At 44.1% G+C, this 22274-nt stretch carries 17 protein-coding genes; 11 read left to right on the top strand and 6 right to left on the bottom strand.

All coding sequences use genetic code 11. The features are described from left to right. Nucleotides 1-279 precede the first annotated feature (279 nt). A complete protein-coding gene (locus tag R7P35_RS09350) occupies nt 280-1113 on the bottom strand; it encodes a S1 RNA-binding domain-containing protein (RefSeq protein ID WP_017633794.1) in 834 nt (277 codons plus the stop codon). 192 nt (nt 1114-1305) lie between these two features. Here R7P35_RS09350 and R7P35_RS09345 point away from each other — a divergent pair, with 192 nt between their 5' ends. Beyond that, the gene (locus R7P35_RS09345) at nt 1306-2658 is read left to right on the top strand and encodes a hypothetical protein (RefSeq protein WP_005377421.1); all 1353 of its coding nucleotides are present in this window, start codon (nt 1306-1308) and stop codon (nt 2656-2658) included. A 33-nt stretch (nt 2659-2691) separates the two neighbouring features. Here the strand turns inward: R7P35_RS09345 and R7P35_RS09340 are convergent, their stop codons facing one another. Next, complete coding sequence (locus R7P35_RS09340; RefSeq protein ID WP_005377418.1) at nt 2692-3189, bottom strand: DUF4442 domain-containing protein; 498 nt, start codon at nt 3187-3189, stop codon at nt 2692-2694. Nucleotides 3190-3561: 372 nt separating this feature from the next. Between R7P35_RS09340 and R7P35_RS09335 the strand changes: the two genes are divergently transcribed. Together R7P35_RS09335 and R7P35_RS09330 are read left to right on the top strand one after the other, a co-directional pair. Further along, nucleotides 3562-4620, top strand: a complete 1059-nt coding sequence (locus R7P35_RS09335) for a 3-deoxy-7-phosphoheptulonate synthase (protein WP_064368433.1) — start codon at nt 3562-3564, stop codon at nt 4618-4620. A 21-nt stretch (nt 4621-4641) separates the two neighbouring features. Beyond that, nucleotides 4642-5124, top strand: a complete 483-nt coding sequence (locus tag R7P35_RS09330) for a YajQ family cyclic di-GMP-binding protein (protein ID WP_213904915.1) — start codon at nt 4642-4644, stop codon at nt 5122-5124. A gap of 102 nt (nt 5125-5226) precedes the next feature. Here R7P35_RS09330 and R7P35_RS09325 read toward each other — a convergent pair whose 3' ends face one another. Continuing rightward, the gene (locus tag R7P35_RS09325) at nt 5227-6147 is read right to left on the bottom strand and encodes a bifunctional precorrin-2 dehydrogenase/sirohydrochlorin ferrochelatase (protein ID WP_005390199.1); all 921 of its coding nucleotides are present in this window, start codon (nt 6145-6147) and stop codon (nt 5227-5229) included. A gap of 460 nt (nt 6148-6607) precedes the next feature. On the opposite strand from R7P35_RS09325, the gene R7P35_RS09320 reads away from it, so the two are divergent. The 5 genes from R7P35_RS09320 (at nt 6608) to R7P35_RS09300 (ending at nt 11844) form a co-directional block, all read left to right on the top strand. Further along, entirely contained in the window at nt 6608-7636 is a 1029-nt protein-coding gene (locus tag R7P35_RS09320) for an amino acid ABC transporter substrate-binding protein (RefSeq protein ID WP_005377403.1), read from the top strand. Between the two features lie 218 nt (nt 7637-7854). Next, on the top strand, nt 7855-9060 hold the full coding sequence (locus R7P35_RS09315; RefSeq protein WP_169628961.1) for an amino acid ABC transporter permease: 1206 nt from the start codon (nt 7855-7857) through the stop codon (nt 9058-9060). A gap of 1 nt (nt 9061) precedes the next feature. Beyond that, nucleotides 9062-10159, top strand: a complete 1098-nt coding sequence (locus tag R7P35_RS09310; RefSeq protein WP_138939226.1) for an amino acid ABC transporter permease — start codon at nt 9062-9064, stop codon at nt 10157-10159. Nucleotides 10160-10182: 23 nt separating this feature from the next. Next, on the top strand, nt 10183-10932 hold the full coding sequence (locus R7P35_RS09305) for an amino acid ABC transporter ATP-binding protein (protein WP_005377400.1): 750 nt from the start codon (nt 10183-10185) through the stop codon (nt 10930-10932). A gap of 249 nt (nt 10933-11181) precedes the next feature. After that, nucleotides 11182-11844: a Bax inhibitor-1/YccA family protein gene (locus R7P35_RS09300; RefSeq protein WP_025766607.1), complete on the top strand. Its 663-nt coding sequence runs from the start codon at nt 11182-11184 to the stop codon at nt 11842-11844. A gap of 76 nt (nt 11845-11920) precedes the next feature. Here the strand turns inward: R7P35_RS09300 and R7P35_RS09295 are convergent, their stop codons facing one another. Next, nucleotides 11921-12295 carry a chromosome partitioning protein ParB gene (locus tag R7P35_RS09295; protein WP_005377398.1) on the bottom strand — a complete coding sequence of 125 codons (375 nt, stop codon included), beginning with the start codon at nt 12293-12295 and terminating at the stop codon, nt 11921-11923. A 408-nt stretch (nt 12296-12703) separates the two neighbouring features. Between R7P35_RS09295 and R7P35_RS09290 the strand changes: the two genes are divergently transcribed. Continuing rightward, nucleotides 12704-13033, top strand: coding sequence for a TusE/DsrC/DsvC family sulfur relay protein (locus tag R7P35_RS09290; protein ID WP_005377396.1), 330 nt, complete (start codon nt 12704-12706; stop codon nt 13031-13033). A gap of 2 nt (nt 13034-13035) precedes the next feature. On the opposite strand, the gene yccX is transcribed toward R7P35_RS09290, so the two are convergent. Continuing rightward, on the bottom strand, nt 13036-13308 hold the full coding sequence (gene yccX, locus R7P35_RS09285; RefSeq protein WP_017634611.1) for an acylphosphatase: 273 nt from the start codon (nt 13306-13308) through the stop codon (nt 13036-13038). Nucleotides 13309-13398: 90 nt separating this feature from the next. Between yccX and R7P35_RS09280 the strand changes: the two genes are divergently transcribed. Together R7P35_RS09280 and R7P35_RS09275 are read left to right on the top strand one after the other, a co-directional pair. Then, entirely contained in the window at nt 13399-14802 is a 1404-nt protein-coding gene (locus R7P35_RS09280) for a methyl-accepting chemotaxis protein (RefSeq protein WP_025766604.1), read from the top strand. Nucleotides 14803-14962: 160 nt separating this feature from the next. Continuing rightward, nucleotides 14963-16156, top strand: a complete 1194-nt coding sequence (locus R7P35_RS09275; protein ID WP_042523010.1) for a class I SAM-dependent methyltransferase — start codon at nt 14963-14965, stop codon at nt 16154-16156. A 53-nt stretch (nt 16157-16209) separates the two neighbouring features. On the opposite strand, the gene R7P35_RS09270 is transcribed toward R7P35_RS09275, so the two are convergent. Then, a complete protein-coding gene (locus R7P35_RS09270; protein ID WP_318092004.1) occupies nt 16210-22194 on the bottom strand; it encodes a Calx-beta domain-containing protein in 5985 nt (1994 codons plus the stop codon). Between the last annotated feature and the right edge of the window lie 80 nt (nt 22195-22274).

The following is a 22274-nucleotide window of genomic DNA, read 5'->3' as shown; positions in this document are numbered from 1 at the left end:
CGTAACGAACCATAAATAAATGAAAAGCCATCGTATTTGCGATGGCTTTTTAATTCGTAAGTATGAAAGCAAGTGGGCTCGCTAGCGATCCGGACACGCTGTACTAAACTAGTTGTATCAAAGTAATGCTTTGATGTGGCATTTCTCTCTATGTTCACCAACAAAATTATTGTTGGACAAGTTTAGCGCAGGCTCTGCGGAGCCGTTTCCCCTAGGCCCAAAAAAAGGAAAAGTTTGGGCCGTTTTTTTGGCTGTAGATCCGCTATACGGGAGTTTGGACTACGCTAGACGAATACCGTCTTTCTCAATGACAATTTTACCCTGCTTGTATAAGCCACCGATGGTCTTTTTATAAGTCCCTTTACTTGTGCGGAAAGCATCAAAAATCGCTTCAGGAGACGACTTGTCATTCAAAGGCAAAAATCCGCCTTTCTTCTCTAGCAGGTCAAGGATCTTACTAGAAAGATCGTCCATTTTCGCCACACCTACTTTTTGTAGAGCAAGGTCGATTTTACCATCTTCACGAATGTGCTTAATAAAGCCTTTCAGCTTTTTACCGATGTAAAGCTTACCAAAAACATCCGATGGGAAAATCATGCCCCAATGCTTACCGTTAACGATAGCTTTATAACCAAGTTGACTACGCTCTGCGATGATCAAATCAACTTGTTCGTTAACTTCATAATTCGCTGGAGTTTTATCTAACCATTTATTGAACTTAGTCGTACCAACAATGCGACCTGACGCTTTGTCGGTATAAACATACACTAAAATGGTTTGTCCGGCAGAGAAGCGAGTGCGTTGCTCACTAAAAGGAATCAGTAAGTCCTTTTCTTTGATGCCCCAATTTACAAAAGCACCTGTCGCATTCACACCCTCAATCTTCATTAAACCCCATTCACCCACTTGGGCAATTGGTCTTTCAATGGTCGCAGCAAGTTGGCTTTCTGAATCGAAGTACAGAAATACGTCTACATGCTCACCAATTTCAGTACCCTCTGGTACATACTTACTAGGTAGTAGAACAGAACCGTAATCATCGCCATCCAGAAATACGCCAAAATCAGCCTTTTTAATGACTTCTAAGCTGTTAATTTGACCAATTTTAATCATTGATTTTGTCTCTTTTTAAATTTACGTGGAATTATACCTAAACTAACAAGAAAATCAGAGAGAAAAGCATAGTGCTCTGTTATGCTGTTGTCGTTCAGCTATATGCCCCAGTCACTCTTTTAGCACTCTTATACTTACCTGCTCAACGGAACGCATAAGTTAAGAATGCTTTAGCAAAGTCAGGAGCTTTCTTTGGTCACCGTCGATAAACAAGACTCAATAACATTAAAAATCAGTCATGCACTCGCAAAGAGCAAAAGTGTCGACCTAGATATTTACTTTTTTATACCTGGTGAGCTTGGTTTAAACGCCGATATCATCAGTGAATCCGAATTTTATTACACCTCAATCACACAGCAACGATCTTATTACAGTACTGAAATCCTTCTTCCGCTAGTACACAGTCGACTTGCCAAACGTGGACGCCTGTCGAATCAGCAATACCGAGTAAGTTTGAGTTTGTTCGCTTACCAATACGTTATCGCGCTAGACAAAGCGGTAGCAAGTTTAAACAAACATGAGAACAACTCCGTAACGGAAGATGAAGTGGACGAAGTTATCGAGCTCACGCTTGAGATTTTAAAGCGCTTGCGGCGTTCTATTCCTTATGAAGAGAACTTAAAACGCTACTACGTTAACATCGATAACTATCTGTCTTGGTATACCGAGCAAAAGTTCCTGTCACTGGTGGCTCATCTCCCACGTGAAGGCGACTATGGCACGATCAAGAAGCGTCTGATCACGCTATGTGAGAAAGAGCAAGCCCATCGTAAACTCAACAAATACAACTCATCAAGAGTCGTTGAAGACGTTACTCGCTTATCTAACAAAATGCGCTTGCTAAGGCGATTGATTGAACACCCTATCGTGCTTCGTGAAGAAACCATATCGATGGGTAACAACATCAAGCGTGCAATCAAAGGCATTGCAACCGGTTTAGTTATGGTTGTCGTGACCTCGACCGTGATTCTCGCTCGCGATTATCTGGGGGAAATTTCTGCCTCATTCATTATTGCGATGTCTTTTATTTACGCTTTACGAGAAATCTTTAAAGATGATTTACGCGATGCCATGTGGCGATGGATCCGTAAAGGCAAGCCAAAATGGCGTAAGAAGTATGTTGATCCAACGACGAAAAAAGTGGTTGGCAAAAAATTGGAGTGGCTCGATTATCGTACCTTAAGTAGCTTGCCGGATAAGATTCAAAGAATACGTAAAAAACGCGTCGTGCAACGTGAAGAGCAGATTCTTCATTATCACGAGAAAACCGAAATGGCGACCTCTCTTTTCTTGAGTGGTTACGAACAAACGAGAGAAACATTGAACATCAGTTTACGCCCTATCATCCGCTTGATGGATAAAAGCTCAAACCGAGTTTATCGTTTAAATGAAGGTCAAGTAACCAAAGAGTCAGTAGAGAAACGTCATTTGCTCAATGTGATTGTCAAAGAGGACAACCACACCGATGAGCCTGTTTATTACCGCTGGAAAGTGGTCTTAAATCGCTCCAAAATCGTCTCTATCGAGAAGATTGAACTCAATTAAGCCAACGCCTTTAAACAAACGAGCCACAAACCACTAAGCAGCCTCTTTTCTTTGTTGGGCTGCTTTTTTTATCGAAAGAGTAAGCGAGAATTCAGCCATTGGCTCGTCACCATGTAAGTTAGGACACAGCGCGACAATTTTTACGTCACGATTTACTCGTTCACCCGTTGCCAAGGTGTGCTCGAGCATCTCATCAATGACATGACCATCGTTACAAACAAAGTGCACATCGGCTTCCGGGCGCTTTAAAAACTCGGCTTTCACACCTTTAAATGCTAGCGAGATCGCTTCTCCCTTTTCTTGCGCTTTACTCATAGCAAGAAAACCACCAGCAACATCAGCGCCAACGGCTAAAGCGCCGAAATACATGCTATTCAGGTGGTTCTTCGTTCTTCTGCGCAATGGGATACGAACCTCAACATGCTTGCTATCTATCGCAATGATTTTAGGGTGGCAAAGCCAAATCAGCGGCACTTTCGAAAAGCCAAACAGATTTAGATACAAATTCGCACGACGTAGAGCTGATAACATTTTGGTCTCCTTACCAATCTAGTCAGACCAGTTAATCAACGAAAGAAATAGATGTCAAAGAAATGTTAACAAAAGCTCGATCTCACGAGTTATTTAACCCTCATAAAGTGACGGCGTCACCCGTAAGGTATGAAGTTTATCGCAGTTACTTAGATTACCTTACAACGAGATAGATAAAATGGTTATAAATTCAAATGTATATATATTGATTTAATGATCAAGTTTTGTCATTTATACATAAGTCATTTAAATGAATACCTACACCTTTGTATACAATTCGGTATTTCCTGGCGAAGATTCCCGTGAAACGGTTTATTCCTGCCTGTAATTCCGTTATCTTTACCCCTTCGCAATAGAGAATAAAGCTATAACATGCCTATAAAAACAGATGAATTGAGAACCCAACCTTTGGGTCCAATGCCTACCCCAGCAGAGCTAGGTAGTGTACATCCTATTACGGATGACGTTGCAGACCGTATCGCTCAATCTCGTCGTCAGATTGAAAACATTTTATCGGGTGAAGACGATCGCCTTCTTGCGATTGTAGGTCCGTGTTCTGTTCACGACACTGAAGCTGCCATTGATTACGCCACTCGCCTGAGTGAAATCCAAGACAAGTACAAAGACGAACTGTTTATCGTGATGCGTACTTACTTTGAAAAGCCTCGTACAGTAGTTGGTTGGAAAGGTTTGATTACGGACCCTAACCTAGATGGTTCTTACGCACTTGAAGCTGGTCTTCATAAAGCTCGTAAACTACTACTGGATATCAACAAGCTCGGTCTTGCGACTGCTACTGAGTTTCTTGATATGATCACCGGCCAATACATCGCGGATTTGATCACTTGGGGCGCGATTGGTGCTCGCACAACGGAATCACAAATTCACCGTGAAATGGCGTCGGCACTATCTTGCCCAGTTGGTTTCAAAAATGGCACAAATGGCAACGTAAAAATTGCAATTGATGCAATTCGCGCATCGAAAGCATCGCATTACTTCTACTCGCCAGATAAGAACGGTCGAATGACGGTTTACCGTACAAGTGGTAACCCTTACGGTCATATTATTCTGCGCGGTGGAGAAAAAGGCCCTAACTTTGATGAAGCATCAGTCAAACAAGCATGTAATGCTTTAGCTGAGTTTGGATTGCCACAACGTTTGGTTGTGGATTTCAGCCATGCAAACTGTCAGAAGCAACACAGAAAACAAATCGACGTAGCTCAGGACATTTGTAACCAAATTAAGTCAGGCAGCACTCGTATTGCGGGTATCATGGCAGAAAGCTTTATTCTTGAAGGCAATCAGCCAATGACTGACATCAATAACCTAACGTATGGTCAGTCTATTACAGATCCATGCCTAGGTTGGGAAGACACTGCTACAATGCTAGATATGCTGGCAAGCGCTGTTAAGTCCCGAAAGTCCCTATAACAAAATAATCAAGGAATCTTCATGCCATCGTTTGATATTGTTTCTGAAATCGATACGGTTGAACTACGTAACGCCGTTGATAACGCTAACCGTGAATTGTCTACTCGTTTCGATTTCCGCAACGTAAATGCGAGCTTTGAGCTAGTAGAAGAAAACGTAAAAATGTCTGCAGAAGGTGACTTCCAACTTAAGCAAATGCGCGACATTTTACGCGGCCACTTAGCGAAGCGTAACATTGACGCGAACGCAATGGATGCACAAGACCCAGACGTTACTGGTAAAAAGTGGCACCAAACTCTGCTTTTCCGCCAAGGTATTGATACTCCAACGGCGAAAAAAGTAGTGAAACTTATCAAAGACGCAAAGTTAAAAGTACAAGCTTCTATTCAAGGCGACAAAGTACGTGTTACCGGTAAGAAACGCGACGACCTGCAAGCGACAATGGCAGCGATTCGTGAAGCAGAGATGGGTATCCCATTCCAGTTTAACAACTTCCGTGATTAATCAATCTGAGAAGTAAATAAAAACGCCAGCGCATAATCCGCTGGCGTTTTTTATTGGCTTTAGTGTAACGAACTACGTATCTACTTTTAGCATTTGGCATTGCTAGATAACTAAGTCCTGCCCTTGCAGCAATACGAATTCGCTCGTTCCTTGTGGTATGAACACGCAAATTCGAAGCTTTTCAGCTTTAGCCTTGGCCAGCATATCCGAAAGCTCAGCAGCGCTCGAGAAAGCTTCTCTTTCTGCATCTCTTCGTATTAGTTCTAACACATTCGCTTCACATCGAGTTGAGTACAGAGCCAGCTCCGCTTGTTGCATATAGCGTACGGCTTTTATTGGCAACATCTCAACATCTTTCCCAACATGAACCCAAGTACAACTTCCCTTTTCATCTAAGGGTGTTGCCATGGTCGCTTGGTAAATTGCTTCTAACTCACGATTATCTCGCGCGTTTTCCACTTCGGGATTCGAGAAGAATTGCTCCCAAAACTTGCGGCGTAAATCGACACTAGGCAGCGCCTCTTTAATTGAGTTTCGCTTTGAGTTAGCAAAATCCGCCATCAACCCCATGTTTTGTGGCAGTATCGATTCAAGTTTTTCACGGATGTTTCGAATTAAAACTGGCGAAGCTCCACCACTAGAGATAGCGATTTGGATGCGGCCACGATTAATCATAGACGGCGTGATGAAATCACAATAAGGCTTATCATCCACAACGTTAACCAAGATGCCTAGCTCTTTGGCATCTTTGTACACTTGGTGATTTAGCTCAGGATTGTCTGTCGTCGCCCACACTTGAACAAAGCTTTTAGTGACAATGTCACTCGAATAGAAACGTTGTACCCAGCGCAGTTGATGCTCAGAAGCAAGCTTAGACAGAAAATCAACCAACGTCGGAGAAACGATAGTCACATCCGCCCCAGCCTTTAGCAACGCTTCCACCTTTCGGCTTGCCACCTCACCGCCACCCACGACGAGAACGGGTTTATTAATTAAATCTAAGAACAGAGGAAAATATCGCATTTCAATCCATGATTACTCTAATTAGCTGTTGTAGACCATGCTACCAAAAATAGGGCAAGCTCATCACCCTGTTTCGGTATCACAAATAATTTTTGTTTGAATTTTTACTGAACTTCACCTTGCTCAGCTAATGACAGTTTTAATAACAACTTTTTATTCTTTTGTATTGTTCACTCTTCTATTGATTGTTCTGATGCACCAAATTGTCCATGAATTGCACTATTTACAAACAATTAACATTTCGTCATTCTAAATCTCAAGGCACTTTGTAAGTTCTCTCAAAACTTCATTTAAATTATATATTTGAGAATTAACAGATCCTTTCCTACGCTTATAACTGGTTGATCTATCGAATGCCGTTTCTTCGAAAATCAATCACGTAGGACGATAACTCTAACGAATTGGACACGTTATTTCAGGTCACTCCTGATTAAACATGGATCATACAGGAAGGATACAAATGGCAAATAAACTCACAGTTCTTGCTTCCGTCGTAGCGGCTTCTACTGCGATGATGGCAACATCAGCTCAAGCAGCAGACACTACTCTGGACAAAGTCACAAAACAAGGCTTTCTTACTTGTGGCGTAAGTACCGGTCTACCTGGTTTCTCTAACCCTAACTCAAAAGGCGAATGGGAAGGTATCGACGTAGAATATTGCCAAGCACTGGCTGCAGCCGTTCTTGGGGATAAAACGAAAGTTAAATATGTACCCCTAACCGCAAAAGAACGTTTCACTGCGCTTCAATCTGGTGAGATTGATGTGCTTTCCCGTAACACGACCTGGACTCTCCACCGTGACACTGCACTGGGCCTAAACTTCGTAGGTGTGAACTACTACGACGGTCAAGGCTTTATGGTGAAGAAGGAACTTGGTATATCAAGTGCTAAAGAGCTTGATGGTGCGTCGGTATGTGTTCAATCAGGTACAACAACCGAGCTAAACCTTGCAGATTATTTCCGCAACCAAGGCATGGCGTACAAACCAGTGGTATTCGACACAGCGGCGCAAACTTCGAAAGGTTTTGATGCGGGACGCTGTGACGTATTAACAACTGACCAATCTGGCCTTTATGCACTACGTTTGAATTTGAAAGATCCGTCCTCTGCGGCCGTTCTTCCAGAAATCATCTCTAAAGAGCCACTAGGTCCAGTCGTTCGTCAAGGCGATGATCAATGGTTTAACATCGCTAAGTGGACATTGTCTGCGATGATTAACGCTGAAGAATACGGTATTAGTTCGAAGAATGCGGATGAAATGCTGAAGTCAACAGATCCAAACATCAAGCGTATCCTCGGTGTTGATGGCCCTAAAGGCAAAGGGTTGGGTATCCGCGACGATTGGGGCTACCAGGTTATCAAACAAGTTGGTAACTATGGTGAAAGCTTCGAACGTACAGTCGGTACTGGTTCGCCGTTAGAAATCTCTCGTGGCGTTAATGCGCTATGGAATGCAGGCGGCTTTATGTACGCGCCACCAATCCGATAGAAAGAGTTAATCAGGGCGGTTCATGCCGCCCTTTTTCTTGATTATATCTCACTGTATGAGTAAGGATCGCTCATTGGATGGCGAAAAGCGCTCGCTTTGTGGAACGGCTTTAAAGGTTCGTAAGCCACTAGACATGAGAGCGTTATTCTTTAGCCAGCAAGGACGAAACTTCGTTATACAGGCCGATATCTATAACTAAGGTTTGAGGTTATCGCTGTATGAAACCGACACAAGATGCATCGCCAAGTACGATGTCCAAACCAAGCGGAAGCAAGAGCCTGATTTATAATCCTGCCTTTCGTTCTGCTATTTTCCAGATCATTGCCATTGCTGCACTGGTATTTTTCTTTTACACGATTGTAAACAACGCTCTCAATAACTTAGATGCTCGTGGTATTGCAACGGGCTTCGGTTTTCTGAATCAAGAAGCCGGGTTTGGTATTGGGTTAACATTAATTGAATACGATGAAACGTACTCTTACGGTAGAACATTTATCATCGGCCTTCTTAATACGGCGTTAGTCTCCGTATTAGGTATTATTCTGGCTACTGTGATTGGCTTTACCATGGGGGTTGCCCGCCTTTCTTCTAACTGGTTAGTTAGTCGTTTAGCGGCAGTTTATATCGAAACTTTCCGAAATATCCCCCTTCTTCTGCAAATATTCTTCTGGTATTTCGCTGTTCTTCAAGCATTACCCTCACCACGCCAAAGCTTAAGTCTTGGTGAAGCTATTTTCCTGAACGTTCGTGGCTTATTTTTCCCTGCACCGACTATGGAACCTGGCAGTAGCTACGTTATTGCCGCGTTAATCTTCGGGGTAATCGCAAGCTTATTAATTAATGTATGGGCGAATAATAAGCAACGTCTCACTGGGCAACAAACCCCAATGGGAAGAATAGTTTTGGGTTTAGTTGTTGGCCTTCCATTAGTTGTGTACTTCCTTGCTGGTATGCCAATTTCACTGAATTATCCTGAACTAAAAGGGTTTAACTTCCGAGGTGGTATTAGCATTATTCCTGAATTGGCTGCGCTACTTTTGGCATTGAGTGTTTATACAGCTTCTTTCATTGCTGAGATTGTGCGCTCTGGTATTAATGCGGTTAGCCATGGTCAAACCGAAGCAGCGATGTCGCTAGGCTTACCACGCTCGAAAACTTTAAAGCTTGTTGTCATTCCTCAAGCGTTACGAATTATTATTCCACCTTTAACCAGTCAATATCTCAACCTCACCAAAAACTCATCGTTAGCGATGGCGATTGGTTACCCAGATCTTGTCTCTGTGTTTGCTGGTACTACCCTGAACCAAACGGGACAAGCGATTGAGATCATTGCGATGACGATGGGCGTGTACTTGACATTAAGTCTGATTACGTCTGCATTAATGAACTTGTATAACCGTAAAGTCGCGCTGGTGGAGAGATAATATGAGTACTCATCAATTTCAACCGGATCTCCCGCCACCCGCCAATACTGTAGGCTTCGTTGGTTGGATGCGGAAAAATCTATTTAATGGCCCTATCAATTCCATTGTTACTGTCATTCTTGCGTATATTGTCGTAACTGCAATATGGTATATCGTGGATTGGGCGTTTATTAACGCAGACTGGATTGGCTCAACGCGTGACGACTGTAGCCGAGATGGTGCTTGCTGGGTATTTATCAGCGTGCGCTGGGAGCAGTTCATGTATGGTTTTTATCCAGAGTCCGAACTATGGCGCCCTCGCCTGTTCTATGTCACATTAGCCATATTTACTGTTTTACTCGCGTATGAGAAGACACCGAAACGGATGTGGATTTGGCTTTTCTTCGTAAATATCTACCCATTCATCATCGCTGGACTTTTATACGGTGGTGTCTTTGGACTAGAAGTGGTAGATACACACAAGTGGGGTGGACTACTCGTTACGCTCATTATTGCGCTAGTTGGTATCGTAGTTTCATTGCCAATTGGTGTGGTGCTTGCGCTTGGTAGACGTTCAGAGATGCCGATCATTCGCAGCATTTGTACCGTCTACATTGAAGTTTGGCGTGGCGTTCCTCTGATTACGGTTTTGTTCATGGCTTCGGTTATGCTTCCATTGTTTATGTCTGAAGGCTCAGAGACAGATAAACTGATTCGCGCCCTTATAGGTGTGGTTATGTTTGCCTCCGCTTACATGGCAGAAGTGGTACGCGGTGGTCTACAAGCCATTCCGAAAGGTCAATATGAAGCCGCTGATGCGCTTGGGTTAAGTTACTGGAAAAAGACTGGGCTTATTATCTTGCCACAGGCGCTAAAGATTACTATTCCTTCTATCGTGAACACCTTCATCGGTTTGTTTAAAGACACCAGTTTAGTACTCATCATTGGCATGTTTGACGTACTCGGTATAGGGCAAGCAGCAAACACCGACCCTGAATGGTTAGGTTTTGCTACAGAAAGTTATGTATTTGTCGCGTTAGTGTTTTGGGTATTTTGTTTTGGCATGTCGCGCTATTCGATATGGCTTGAAAACAAACTTCATACCGGTCACAAACGATAACTCATCAAGATCAAGGACGTATTATGACGCAACAACAAGACTACATGATCCAATTGAAGGACATGAATAAATGGTATGGTGAGTTTCACGTACTAAAAAATATTAACCTCGACGTTAAGCGCGGCGAGAAAATCGTTATCTGTGGCCCATCTGGGTCGGGAAAATCAACGATGATTCGCTGTATTAACCGCCTTGAAGAACACCAAGCAGGCAGCATTTACGTCTCTGGTACGGAATTAACTGAAGACTTAAAGAACATTGAAGCAGTACGCCGAGAAGTGGGCATGTGCTTTCAACACTTTAATCTCTTCCCTCATTTAACCGTACTGGAAAACTGTACGCTCGCGCCTATCTGGGTGAAGAAGATGCCAAAAGATGAGGCAGAAGCAGTTGCGATGAAATATCTGGAACGTGTAAAAATTCCAGACCAAGCGGAGAAGTATCCCGGTCAGCTGTCTGGTGGCCAGCAACAACGTGTGGCGATTGCTCGCTCTTTGTGTATGAACCCTAAAGTCATGCTTTTTGATGAGCCAACATCTGCACTCGACCCGGAAATGGTTCGCGAAGTACTGGATGTAATGGTCGAACTCGCCGAGGAAGGCATGACTATGCTTTGTGTGACACATGAAATGGGCTTTGCTAAAGAGGTTGCCGATCGCGTGATATTCATGGACGCAGGAGAGATCATCGAAGAAAACAACCCGGTCGACTTCTTTGAGAATCCTCAATCGGATAGGACCCAAAACTTCCTAGCGCAAATCTTACACCACTAAGATTTAGCCGAATCGACATAAAAAAGCACTGGTTTCTATGAAGTCAGTGCTTTTTGTTACTAAATTCAAAAATCTGTGTAAGAATCAACATAGCTATGCTAGGCAGTAATATTGTGTTACAAGTTGCCAAATACATAACATCTTATTTCTATTATTATTTTATCTAAGTTACGTATGGTTAGGGCTTGATTTTTTGAACTTTCAATCCCATAAATGTACTTAAAAGAAAGTCTCTTATCGAGGAAGATTATGAACAGTCCAATGTTTACCCGCACTTCAACTCAAGAAAGTGCTCTACAAACGAACAAAGTATTGCGCAATACTTACGCTCTACTTTCAATGACACTTTTATGGTCGGCAGTCGTTGCTGGCGTTGCAATGGCATTTAACCTTCCACATCCAGGTATCATCCTAATGCTGGTTGGTTTCTACGGCCTATTATTCTTAACAGAAAAAAACCGTAACAACAGTCTTGGCCTTGTGTTTACGTTCCTATTTACTGGCTTCTTAGGTTACACCGTTGGCCCTATTCTAAACATGTACATCGGTGCCGGCATGGGCGATATCGTATTAACCGCACTCGGTGGTACGGCACTATCTTTCATGGCAGCATCGGCATACGCACTAACAACGAAACGTGACCTATCGATGATGGGTGGCTTAATGCTATCACTATTTGTTGTGCTGGTTGTGGGCATGATTGCAAGCTTCTTTATTCAATCAACACTTTTACACTTGGCGTTGAGCAGCTTGTTTATCATTTTCTCTACTATGGCGATCCTGATGACAACACAAAGCATTATTCGTGGCGGTGAAACAAACTATATCTCTGCGACAGTAACTTTGTATGTATCAATCTACAACATCTTCATCAGCCTACTAAGCATTCTAGGCATCATGAACGACGATTAATCGTTTCTCGTTAAGTAGAATCAAAAAGCCCGAAGGTAATTCCTTCGGGCTTTTTCTTTGTGTGCAATTCAGTGTATTACGCCTGCTCTACTGACAACTCGATAACTTCGTCAGCTTCTGGATTTTCTCTAAAGCGTCTCACTTTGATCGTTTCCTCTCCTAACATGATTTGCTTGGCGATTCGGTGCATACCATCAAAAACACGATAGTCACTGGTTAAGATTACCGGATACGACAAATCAGCATTGTTGATTCGTTGGCAATGTTTTGCAATTTCACGGCAGGTTGGCTGTGGCCCTTCATGACTAAACCAAGTCACTTCATTTGGGCCTTTGATATCATCAATCGAAATTTCTTCTACAGGTAAGGATTCTGCAAGTTGCCAAATACGCTCGATGGACCAAGTGGATTTTACATTGTCATTAATCTCAATGTAACGTTGTTTCGACATGACTAACTCCTTGTCATCATTGTTGTTTCTAACCTGAATACAGGCTTTCATTAATCCAATGAGAATATCGGTCTATGAAAACAAACACAACGTTTAAGCTATTCATTCACCCATAAAATCCCATAATCAGACAAGTAGCCAAGAAAAAACCAAAACAAAAACGAATAAGCCTGGGTATCCATGCAATTTCGTTGGTACTCACCCCGTAAAATTTCTAACAAACTGAATAGTTTCCTATTTATTTGAATAAAAGAGCATTTATATCAAAGTGCCTAGCTCTGTCAAAAAGCACTCACCATTTTGTACGCTTTTGATTCGCTCGATACGACTTCGAGATTCTTTTGTTGAGAACATTCTCGGCTGTCGCTAATCTATAAACATCCATGTTTACTTAACGGATAAAACGTTATGTTCGTTTACAACGGCAAAGAAATTGAAACGGATGCTCAAGGCTACTTATTGGATCATACTCAATGGGAAGAAGGTATGATTGAGCTTTTAGCAAAAGAAGAAGACATCGAGCTTACGGATGCTCATTTGGAAGTTGTGCATTTTGTGCGAGACTTTTATGAAGAGTTTAATACCTCCCCTGCAGTGCGTATGCTTGTGAAAGCGATGGAAAAAGCGCACGGCCCGGAAAAAGGTAACAGTAAGTATCTATTCAAGCTGTTTAAAAAGGGACCAGCCAAACAAGCAACCAAATTAGCCGGCCTACCAAAGCCAGCTAAATGCTTGTAGATTCATAAAATTTTAAAACCGCGTAACGGCTTATACGACGCAGGCTCCTGCATCACATGCTCTACTGTTGCCGTTCGCGGTCCTTCTTGTAACCATTCCGAAAACGCAACTATTTGCGCGTCTGTTCCACACGCCATCACTTCAACATCACCATTGTTTAGGTTCTTCGCATAACCTGTTAACCCTAGCTTCAATCCTTGATGGGAAGTATGGTAACGAAAGCCGACGCCTTGAACGTGACCTTTTACTATAAATCTCTCACACTTTACGTTCATCTTTGTACCGCTTCTTTTTACTGAGTGATATATTCTTTGCGTCTATTCACCCCACTAAGGATAGTGGGTTTTTGCACGGTTATTATAATTATGAAAGAAATTCCATTCCGCTGGATTGATAAGTATCTCATTCACTTAAAGATTCAAGAAAAGTTCTATTTGCTCTTCGTTCTCCCTCTTCTTGCTTTAGTCATTCTCACTCTCGTCCTTAATAGCGCGGCTAATACACTGATCTCAAGTATGTACCAAGAAGAGCTCATGCTTATGAAAGGTCTGATAGAGGCAGGCAACCTTTCTCAATCTCAAGTAGCAAGCCTCATCGCTGGTTCAGAAACCGTTTCTATTGGCTCTGGTTCGCAATCCGTGTCTGTTTTAAATGGTACGTACAGTTTGGTTGCGAACCATGAACTTTCTTTATGGGCTGCCCTATCAACGACTCAAGTAAGCATTATCTGTGTGAGCTTGTTTATTCTCGCTCTTGGCGTTTACTACATCATGACGTTTATTGGCGGCGCGATGTTCACGATGAACAAAGCATTAAACACCCTTGCGGGTGGCGACTTAACTGCGAGAATGAACTTCTTCCCTGTTCGCGACGAGTTTAGTGAAATTGCTATTACGATAGACAAAGTTGCAGAACGAGAGCAACAAATGGTGCTGTCGATTCAAGAGTCTGTGGCGTTAATGCAACAAATTAGCTCAGACCTGAATCAATCGATTCATCACAGTTCAGATATTTCAGCGACTCAGCAGGAACACCTCAACTCTCTTGCGAGTGCAACGGAACAAATGGCATCAACGATTCGAGAAGTCGCGACACTAGCTCACGATTCAAGCACGCAAACCGATGATGCGCGAAACGTGGCTCAGTCTGGACAAGTGAAAGTTGAGAATACGCTTCACTCGATTTCGAACCTCTCTAATGAGATTCAATCTGCGTCTCAAGCCGTTGCCGAGTTAGATGCCAATGCAGCACAAATTGATGAAGTAGTGACAACAATCAATGGGATCTCCGAGCAAACCAACCTACTTGCTCTGAACGCGGCTATTGAAGCTGCACGTGCTGGAGAACAAGGTCGTGGATTTGCGGTCGTTGCGGATGAGGTTCGCGCTCTTGCGGGACGCACTCAGCAAGCGACAGTGGAAATCCAAACGATGATTGAATCGTTACAGCGTAACAGTCAGTCACTTACTAAGCTGATGGAAGTGACAGTTAATAACGCAAATGAGGGACAAAACCTCATGACGGAAGTGAATCACGAAATCGGCTCTTTGGCAGATAAAAATCAAACTATCTCCGACAGTAGCATTCAAATTGCAACAGCAGCTGAAGAGCAAGGTGTAGTCGCGGACAATATCGCCTCAAGCGTTGAAGAAATTCGAGTTCAAGCAGATAACGTGTGCAATATGATAAGCACGACTTCACAAAACGTAGATCAACTGCGTAAGCAAAGCGACACAATGGAAGCACTACTTACTGGACTTAAAGCATAGCAACGGAATCTATTACAGCAAATTCAATAAAAGGGTCACTTTAGTGACCTTTTTTGTATTTAAAAGTCACTACAATGTACTGGATTGCCGAGGGATATTGCTTTTACCATTTACATCCCGGACAATACGCCCCTTTCAAAATTCAACAAGAGCTAATGAAATGACAGCTGCTATCTATTTGGTTAAAGGTCGTGAGAAATCGGTCAAGCGCAAGCACCCTTGGATCTTCTCTCGAGGCATCAACAAAGTTGAGGGCGAACCTGCTCTTGGCGAAACGGTTGATGTATTCACTCACGACGGTAAATGGCTAGCTAAGGCGGCATATTCGCCAGCTTCACAAATTCGTGCTCGTATTTGGAGTTTTGATAAAGAAGAAATCGACACCGCGTTTTTCGTTAAACGACTTAAAGACGCACAACTTCTTCGTGAAGACATTATCAAACGTGATGGCCTTACGGGTTATCGCCTTATCGCAGCAGAGTCTGACGGCTTACCTGGCGTTACGATCGACCGTTACCAAAATTTCTTTGTGTGCCAACTTCTCAGTGCTGGCGCAGAACACAATAAGCAGGCTATTGTTGACGCTCTGGTTGAGTGCTTCCCTGATTGTAATGTGTACGAGCGCTCTGACGTGGCCGTTCGTAAAAAAGAAGGTTTAAAAGAGATCACGGGCGTCTTGCACGGCGAAGAGCCACCTAAATCAGTCGTCATCGAAGAAAATGGCGTAAAGATTAGTGTAGATATCGTTGGCGGACACAAAACAGGTTTCTACCTAGATCAACGTGATAGTCGCCAGCAAGCGATGAAATATATGAAAGGCAAAGAAGTTCTTAACTGCTTCTCTTACACAGGTGGCTTCGGACTTTACGCTCTAAAAGGTGATGCAAAGCGTGTGATTAACGCTGACGTGTCGCAACCTGCTTTAGATACCGCAAAATTCAACGCAGAACTAAACGAGTTTGATATTTCGAAGAAGCGTGCCGTGTTCCTAAATGCAGACGTGTTTAAGCTACTTCGTGAGTATCGTGATCAAGGAACTCAGTTCGATGTGGTTATTATGGACCCACCGAAGTTCGCAGAGAGCAAAGCACAACTAAACGGCGCATGTCGTGGTTACAAAGACATCAACATGCTTGCAATGCAAATTCTAAAACCGGGCGGCACGCTACTGACCTACTCGTGCTCTGGCTTGATGGATCAAGTTCTGTTCCAGAAAATCATCGCTGATGCAGCCGTAGACGCTAACCGCCAAGTAAAGTTTGTGGAGCGCTTTGAACAAGCCGCTGACCACCCAACCGATACAGCATATCCAGAAGGTTTCTACTTAAAAGGTTTTGCATGTAAAGTGCTTTAGGCTACGAATAAGTAAGACAAAGCAGAAGAAAAGGGCCTACTGGCCCTTTTTCATTATGGCTCTAAGTTAACCTTAGTTAGTGCGGATAACACATCTCTCTCAAAGTCCGCATTTCCCACGATTAAATCACTAAACTCTGTCGCCCCGTTTTCTATTACGATAGTTTGAATTGAGTTTCCATCGTTATGGGTTATTTCTAGAGATAAGTCATCGCCATCAATGTTCAAGTCAATACTATTGAGAAGTTCTTCTATCGTATTGTGCCCTGCATCTTCAACGACTTCACTCAGATCTAAGGTGTCCAAATCTCTCTCAAAACCTCTAATTAGATCTGTTCCTGTATCCAAGGAGTCGTTGACCCATTTAAAGACATCTGCCTCGTTATCATTACCGATCAAGATGTCATGACTTACGTCCACTTCAGCTTCAATAATATTTGCAGAGCCATTACTTGAAGCATTTACTCCTCCGTTTTCATCAATAACGAATTGCAGGGTGTTCTCACTTTGATCACCATCGTTATCCGTCAATACATAATCGAAGTCTAACGTTTCAACTGTATCACCCACCGCACCATAAAATGCATACGCACCATCGTTTAAGTCGATTTCCAGAGTATGTTTGCTGTCGATATAGATAGTAAGCTGCATCGTTGTGTCGTCAAATGCATGCGAAATACCATCGTTATTGTCAGTTACTATTAGGTCTGTACCATCAAACGAATAAGTGACACCGTCATGTTCTATTTCGCTAATATAACCACCATCTGCCCCAATACCTGTATCTGGAGAAGTGGTATACATCAAGTTCCCCCCAACAGGTTGAATCACTGACTGCAACATAACCGGAGGTAATTGAGTTACGTCAGGAACCACAACACCATCAAGGTCTTGATTCAAAAAGCCATCATATGCTACGCGATCTAATTGCTCCGGCATAAGATTAACGCCCATACCATACGCTAGGGCTGTTATCTGATTATCAGGATCGGTTAGGTGATCAATCCAACTCTGCTCGCGAGCGTCGTTTATAAATGATGACGCAGGGTTTGGCTGACCATCTGACAAGAAGTAACTAACATTCGACGCACTGGTTAACTTACCTACATCATCCCATGACTGTTTTGCTTCATTTAGCGCGTTGTTATAGTTAGTCGCGCCACCCGCAGTTAGCGTCTCAATATACGCTTTGGCCTCCTCGACCGTCAGCCACGTCGCAGCACCTATAGCGTAAGTGGATGCTGTACTGCTATAAGTAATAATTTGAACTCGCGTTTGACCGATAGACTCATATTGATTCAATAACTGAGTTGCCGAATCTTTCATTATCTGCAAGCGATTATCCGTTCGCATAGAACCCGAGACATCCATTATGAGCTGAACGTTGGCACTTTCTTTAGTTTCTGCAACTACATCGTGAATAATAGATGCAGAATCTGGTGAGTCATCTTCCACAATAACGTTGACCGTTGTTGAGTTAGTGAGACCACGAGCATTCGAGACAAGCACAGGCACCTCAATATTTAAGGTGTCTTCTCCAGATGGGTTGGAGTGATCAATCGGACCAAGAAGCTCCGTAGATACCACTCCAGTATCATTGACTGATATTTTGATAACCTCTTCACCGTTCGCTGAACCGATAAGCATTTGGTCGTTATTTGATAACGTCCACGTTACAGAGATCCCGTTACTAGTAAGAGCTGTAGATGGTTCACTGAGCGTAACAGAATCAACGGTTTGACCCAGCGTCAATTGTTCTACATCAGTACTCGAGTCAGTTGTGTCATCAAAGCCGTTTAGAGCAGAGTCATCAGCAATGGCGTTGCTTAAGCCTTCCTCAGAAACGTTTAGTGTTACACCTTCTACAATTGGTGGGGCGTAAGGGTTGACAGAAAAGTACCCCGTTTTACTGTCACCATCATTATCAGTAATCGTGTAGTTAAAATCGATATCCCCATCGCCATAAGGTGAGGTCAGGGGCAAGTATTGGAAGAACTCCCACTTTCCAGTGCTAGGTGTAAGTTGAACTTCGAATGCAAGCTCTCCATCAGCCTCTGCAATCAGCCTATTAGAGTTTTGTGGATCGACGTATATCAACACGTCTTTACCATCTAGAGTCTCTAAACCAGCCTCACCTCCATTTAAGACTATAGAACCAGGGCCATCAGCTCCATATACAGCACCGAGGTTCCCATCCGCACTAGCAATTGGCACGCCAGAGTACGCACCTGTAAAGGTTATTGATTTAACGGTAAAGTCACTGTTGTCTTCAGTATCCGGGTCATTGCCATTACTGGTTGCCTCGAGGATGATTTTATCAAAGCCTCCCTGTTGAACATTGAAATTTGCCGCGTAATCACCACTGCTTGCGTCAGAGCTGAACGATTGCTGAGCAATTAATACACCATCTCTATAAAAAGATGCGATTCCTTTCTCAAGTTCACCACCAAACATTTTCTCAAATTCTATTTCTGCTCCGTAAGCAACTTTATTGCCTAAGTCTATGATTAACTGCTCTGATACACCCTCATTACCCGCGAATCGATAATCGACTTCGTTTTCTAATTGGAAGCCGTTGTTACCAGAACTTTTAACGCCAATCCCTTCTGATGATTGATTGATTTCAGCTGTTCCCAGCATCACAGATTCGTCAGACACAAAACCGTTTGCAGTCACAACAACGTCCCCAAATGTTCGACTGGTTGCATCTGCCTCACTTCCTGCAAAATCTATGCGCCCTGTCAGAACGTTAGGTGCACCAGTAAGCGACACGTCGACGGGTTGAACAACCACAGGCACGTATGGGCAATCATCTTCAACGGCCACATTTAAGCTTTGAGATGTTGTTGTTTGTCCATCACTTACAGAAATCTGTAAATCAAAGTTGATGATGTCTTCCACATCATTAACAGGATGATCAAGTGGCTCAAACAGAGTAATAGTATAGTCCCAAGAGCCTTGACCTGAAGCTGAAGGCTCGCTCAGCACAACAGTAGCAACAACGCTCAGGTGAGCTGTTTTCGCAGTCAGCGTTTGAGTACTGTTGTCCCACGTCCACGATATAGGCTCCCCTCCTGATGTTAGGTTGTTAGGGCCTGCCAATACCACTGAAACATTCGCCGTGTCTGGATCGGCAACTGTGAATGTTCCTGAGAAACTTGCGGAGTTAGTAGTGTCTGAAGGTGATCCAGTATTATCAGGGATACCATTAGCTAAACCTTCTTCCGAAACAACTGCATTCACAACATTTGAAATAGAAGGAGGAGCATCATTATCAATAATCGTTGCCGTACCGGTATCGCTGCCTTGCACCGCCCCAATGCCGGTCACCGTCACACTGAAATCTTCAGGGCCTTCATAAACGGCGTCATCAATGGAAGCGATACGCACATCAAACTCAGTTTGCCCAGCAGGAACGGTCACAATGCCATCGTTTGTCACTGTCACCCAACCACTTCCGGTGTTGTATTCTAAGGTACCTAAGTCTCCAACTTCGGTGTCACCCAAGTTGAGGCCTAGCTCGACTTGTACTGTAGACTCGGAGGCATTCGATAGCGTCACTTTGAAGTTCGCAGTCTCACCCTCATTAATGGTGCCAGCATCTGAGATAGTCACGCTTGGACGGTCATCATCCGGATCAGGGCCCGGACCCGTGCCGTCGTCCACGATCGTCGCCGTACCCGTATCGCTGCCTTGCACCGCCCCAATGCCAGTCACCGTCACGCTGAAATCTTCAGGGCCTTCATAAACAGCGTCATCAATGGAAGCGATGCGCACATCAAACTCAGTTTGCCCTGCTGGCACCGTCACCACGCCATCGTTTGGCACTGCAACCCAACCGGAGCCTGTGTTGTATTCTAAGGTGCCTAAGTCACCGACTTCGGTATCGCCGAGATTAAGACCCAACTCTACTTGCGTTTCCGCTTCAGAGGCGTTCGATAGCGTCACTTTGAAGTTCGCTGTGTCACCCTCATTAATGGTGCCAGCATCTGAAATAGTCACGCTTGGACGGTCATCATCCGGATCAGGTCCTGGACCCGTGCCGTCATCCACTATCGTTGCCGTACCGGTATCGCTACCTTGCACCGCCCCAATGCCAGTCACCGTCACGCTGAAATCTTCTGGGCCTTCGTACACCGCGTCATCAATGGAAGCAATACGCACATCAAACTCAGTTTGCCCCGCTGGCACCGTTACTACGCCATCGTTTGGCACTGCAACCCAACCGCTTCCCGTGTTGTATTCTAGGGTGCCCAAATCTCCAACTTCGGTATCGCCAAGATTAAGACCCAATTCCACTTGCGTTTCCGCTTCAGACGCGTTCGATAGCGTCACTTTGAAGTTCGCTGTGTCACCCTCATTGATGGTGCCAGCGTCAGTGATGGTCACATTCGGACGGTCATCATCCGGATCAGAGCCTGGACCCGTGCCGTCGTCCACTATCGTTGCCGTTCCCGTATCGCTACCTTGCACTGCGCCAATGCCAGTCACCGTCACGCTGAAATCTTCAGGGCCTTCATAAACAGCATCATCAATGGAAGCGATACGCACATCAAACTCGGTTTGCCCCGCTGGCACCGTTACTACGCCATCGTTTGGCACTGCAACCCAACCGGAGCCTGTGTTGTATTCCAAGGTACCTAAGTCACCGGCTTCGGTATCGCCCAAGTTCAGGCCTAGCTCGACTTGAACAGTGGACTCGGAGGCATTCGACAGCGTCACTTTGAAGTTCGCTGCCTCACCCTCATTGATGGTGCCAGCGTCTGAAATAGTCACATTCGGGCGGTCATCATCCGGATCAGGACCTGGACCACTGCCGTCATCCACAATCGTCGCCGTACCGGTATCGCTACCTTGTACTGCCCCAATGCCAGTCACCGTGACACTGAAATCTTCAGGGCCTTCGTAAACGGCGTCATCAACAGAAGCGATGCGCACATCAAACTCAGTTTGCCCTGCTGGCACCGTTACTACGCCATCGTTTGGCACTGCAACCCAACCACTTCCCGTGTTGTATTCTAGGGTGCCTAAGTCTCCAACTTCGGTGTCACCTAAGTTCAGGCCTAGCTCGACTTGAACAGTGGACTCGGAGGCATTCGACAGCGTCACTTTGAAGTTCGCTGTCTCACCCTCATTAACCGTACCTGCATCACTCATCGTTACCGCTGGGCGATCATCATCAGGATTTGAGCCAGGTCCACTACCATCATCTAAAATAGTGGCAGTCCCAGTAACAGGTGTGCTTTGTTCTTCTGTCGTGCCAGAGAGCGTAAACGTTTCTGGGCCTTCAAATACAGAGTCGTCAATAGAGTCTATAGAGACCGTAAAGTCACTTTCACCCGGTGGGATCGAAATGGTAAAGGTTCCGCTTTCACCGACTGAAACTTCTTCTGTTGTACCATCAGAAAATGTTATGAGGACACGCTCATTGACGTAGTCACTCCCGTTCTCGTCAGCTGAGCCGCCTGTTGCGGTTCCATCAAGGAGAGAAAGAATGACATCAGTATTGTCTTCAGTTGTTTGACTTAGAGTAATATCGAATACAACTTGGTCACCTTCGTTGATAGTCGGACTAGATATTTCTTGAACTAAGATAGTCGGTGGTACAGGGCCATTAATTACTCTGAAAAGATCCAACAAAGATAGTGCTTGAGTTGTAGATAGTCCGATTCCATCAATACCGACGGTCTCAAAATTCGTACTAGCCAACAATTCAGCGCCAGTACGATCTATTGCACCAGTATTTTGGGGGCTAGAACCACTTTCCTCACCAGCAGCTGGCTCAAAATCCTCACCAAGAGCAGCCGGGTCTTCTCCACTAGCGATAGCCTCGATTAGCGCAGTGACATCATCAGTAACGTTAATTGAACTACCTTGCGGTGTTACCTGTTGTACAATTAATTCTGATGTATCAGAAACTTCCTCAATAATTAATTCACCAGGCTGAGGTAGCTGACCACTTTCAAGACTTCTCAGGTTCCCATCAAGCCCTATAACCACGACATTGCTCATCAATGAACTTAACGCTACTCGATCCATGCTCTTCATCCTTGTATTAGTTTAATTAAAGGCTTGTTACTGCACTAAACACGTCTATAGTTTAGACAAAATATGAATTT

This window comes from Vibrio sp. Vb0304, from assembly GCF_033338995.1.
GTDB lineage: Bacteria > Pseudomonadota > Gammaproteobacteria > Enterobacterales > Vibrionaceae > Vibrio > Vibrio alginolyticus.
This window is presented reverse-complemented; position numbering and strand designations above follow the sequence as displayed.

Bases quoted from the DNA above. Each gene is read 5' to 3' on its own strand.
- R7P35_RS09350 (WP_017633794.1), bottom strand. From the start codon at position 1,113: ATGATTAAAATTGGTCAAATTAACAGCTTAGAAGTCATTAAAAAGGCT.
- R7P35_RS09340 (WP_005377418.1), bottom strand. From the start codon at position 3,189: ATGTTATCAGCTCTACGTCGTGCGAATTTGTATCTAAATCTGTTTGGC.
- R7P35_RS09335 (WP_064368433.1), top strand. From the start codon at position 3,562: ATGCCTATAAAAACAGATGAATTGAGAACCCAACCTTTGGGTCCAATG.
- R7P35_RS09330 (WP_213904915.1), top strand. From the start codon at position 4,642: ATGCCATCGTTTGATATTGTTTCTGAAATCGATACGGTTGAACTACGT.
- R7P35_RS09325 (WP_005390199.1), bottom strand. From the start codon at position 6,147: ATGCGATATTTTCCTCTGTTCTTAGATTTAATTAATAAACCCGTTCTC.
- R7P35_RS09320 (WP_005377403.1), top strand. From the start codon at position 6,608: ATGGCAAATAAACTCACAGTTCTTGCTTCCGTCGTAGCGGCTTCTACT.
- R7P35_RS09315 (WP_169628961.1), top strand. From the start codon at position 7,855: ATGAAACCGACACAAGATGCATCGCCAAGTACGATGTCCAAACCAAGC.
- R7P35_RS09310 (WP_138939226.1), top strand. From the start codon at position 9,062: ATGAGTACTCATCAATTTCAACCGGATCTCCCGCCACCCGCCAATACT.
- R7P35_RS09305 (WP_005377400.1), top strand. From the start codon at position 10,183: ATGACGCAACAACAAGACTACATGATCCAATTGAAGGACATGAATAAA.
- R7P35_RS09300 (WP_025766607.1), top strand. From the start codon at position 11,182: ATGAACAGTCCAATGTTTACCCGCACTTCAACTCAAGAAAGTGCTCTA.
- R7P35_RS09295 (WP_005377398.1), bottom strand. From the start codon at position 12,295: ATGTCGAAACAACGTTACATTGAGATTAATGACAATGTAAAATCCACT.
- R7P35_RS09290 (WP_005377396.1), top strand. From the start codon at position 12,704: ATGTTCGTTTACAACGGCAAAGAAATTGAAACGGATGCTCAAGGCTAC.
- yccX (WP_017634611.1), bottom strand. From the start codon at position 13,308: ATGAACGTAAAGTGTGAGAGATTTATAGTAAAAGGTCACGTTCAAGGC.
- R7P35_RS09280 (WP_025766604.1), top strand. From the start codon at position 13,399: ATGAAAGAAATTCCATTCCGCTGGATTGATAAGTATCTCATTCACTTA.
- R7P35_RS09275 (WP_042523010.1), top strand. From the start codon at position 14,963: ATGACAGCTGCTATCTATTTGGTTAAAGGTCGTGAGAAATCGGTCAAG.
- R7P35_RS09270 (WP_318092004.1), bottom strand. From the start codon at position 22,194: ATGGATCGAGTAGCGTTAAGTTCATTGATGAGCAATGTCGTGGTTATA.